We start from the raw sequence: 1,809 nt of genomic DNA, 5'->3' as shown, positions 1-1,809 counted from the left end.
GATCGGCTGCCCGGCGACGAGTAGCAGGCCGAGACCGCCGCAGCCGAGCAGGATCAGCCCGGCCAGGCTGTGCCCGGCGATCTGCACGGGTGCGGCGGCAGCCATCTGGCCGACCGATCCGCCAGACCGGCGGTGGATCAGATGCGCGGTACCGAACGTGCCGAGGGCAAGGAGCAGCCATCCGACAGCCTTGCGGGTTGGGGTGCGGCCGTTCGCCGGCATGGTGGCGGCCTGCCACATACCGGCGAACGTCAACACGGGGATGACAGCGGCGAACACGCCGATCAGGGTGCGGAGCGCTCCGGCGAGCCCGGCGCCCGGGGGCCCGCCGGAGCGGAACCAGACCGCGACGACGGTGATGACGGTGGCGACGAGCAGTCCGAGGGCGGTGCGGTCCCGCCGCGGATCCACCTCGATGTCGACGCGGCGGGCGCGGCGCAGGGCTTGGCCGAGGTGGGTTGCGGCGGCCTGCCAGCCGCGGGCCCGGCGGGATTCGCCGCGGGGCGGCCGGGTGGGGGCAGTCCAGCCGCCGAAGTGCTGGCCCCCGCTGGGGCGTGTGGTGGGCACAGGTGGTCCTTCCGGGATTTAGAGGAGGCCGACGGCGGCGAGTAGCAGCATGGCGAGGAGGGCGGCTACGACGAACCCGATGACGATCACGGGGTGTCCTTGTCGAGGTCGAGTCCCCGCTTGGCGTTGAACCGTGCGACGGTGTCGGCGTCGTGCTGCTTCACGGTGGCGATGAACCAGCAGGAGCCGCCGATCGCGGTGAGCATCAGGGCGGCGATGAGAACGAACATGAGGGTCTCCTCCAGTGGGGATGTGGTGGTGAGGGGTCTGCTACTCGCCGCGTTCGGCTTCGAGCCACTCAGGTACGGGGGTGTAGTAGCGGGTGCCGTCTTCGTCTTCGAAGTCGAGCCAGCCGGCGTCCATCGCCGGAGCGATGAGGAACTCGCGGACCTTGCCGCGCCGCCAGCCGGTCAACTGCTGGACCTCTTCGTGGGTGGCCCGGCCGGCGGTGCGCAGCAGGTCCTTGAACGCCCGGTCGGCTTCGTCGAACGCCATCTCGCTGCGGCGCCCGGGCAGGTCCCGGATCGGCTCGAAGGTCATGTCCTGGACGATGAGCACCTCGCCATCCACCGTGTCGTCGCTGTCAGGTGCGGCCGGGGTCTCGTCGACCGGCGGATTGGGAGCCTCCGGTCCGGGATGGGCGGTGCCGAGGACTTCCCGCTCGGCCTGCTCCCACTCGGCGTCGATCCGGGTCTGCCTGCCAGCCCACTTGGCGACGATCTCCGCGCGCTCCTCGTCCGGGGTCCAGATGGCGGTGGCCGAAACCTTCCGGGTCTCGCCGTAGGACTCCCCGTAGAAGGTGCCGTGGGCGTCCCTGGGGATCGGCTTGCGGTACTGCTCCTCCAGAAGCGAAGCGCCGCCATCCTGGTCGCGGAACTGGAACCGGTTATGCATGCCGCGTAGCACGTCGTTCCCGAGGGCGTTGAGGCCCATCGCGTACTGGGTGGTGGTGAGGTAGACGACGCCGACGGCACGGTTCTTCTTCGCGGACTGTCCCACGTTGTCGGCGATGTCGATGCCGTAGGGGCTGGAACCGAAAGTGGCCATTTCGTCGACGACGATGAAGAGAATCGGGTCGGTGGCGGAAGGCTGCCACACCCGCCAGCCGTTCTCCCTCATCTTCTTCTCACGGTTCTTCACAATCCGGTTCACGACTTTCGAGTGGTGCAGCACCATCTTCGGGCTGGTTGTGTACCGGAAGAAGCAGCCTTCCCACATTCCGAGGTCACGGCCACCAGCCCC

At 69.0% G+C, this 1,809-nt stretch carries 3 protein-coding genes; all 3 read right to left on the bottom strand.

Going from position 1 to position 1,809, the window contains the following annotated elements; translation table 11 throughout:
* Window positions 1–567, bottom strand: a 567-nt coding sequence (locus FDN03_RS15730) for a hypothetical protein (protein WP_212743924.1), incomplete at its 3' end; no start/stop codon positions are given.
* Between the two features lie 86 nt (window positions 568–653).
* On the bottom strand, window positions 654–797 hold the full coding sequence (locus tag FDN03_RS16510; protein WP_171021291.1) for a hypothetical protein: 144 nt from the start codon (window positions 795–797) through the stop codon (window positions 654–656).
* 40 nt (window positions 798–837) lie between these two features.
* Window positions 838–1,809, bottom strand: a 972-nt coding sequence (locus FDN03_RS15725; RefSeq protein WP_212743923.1) for a hypothetical protein, incomplete at its 5' end; no start/stop codon positions are given.

The sequence above is a fragment of the Glutamicibacter sp. V16R2B1 genome, from assembly GCF_005774635.1.
GTDB lineage: Bacteria > Actinomycetota > Actinomycetes > Actinomycetales > Micrococcaceae > Glutamicibacter > Glutamicibacter creatinolyticus.
The sequence above is the reverse complement of the archived record's forward strand: the minus strand, read 5'-3'. Positions and strand labels throughout refer to the sequence as shown.

Coding starts and splice junctions, on each gene's coding strand:
- FDN03_RS16510 (WP_171021291.1), bottom strand. CDS start 797: ATGTTCGTTCTCATCGCCGCCCTGATGCTCACCGCGATCGGCGGCTCC.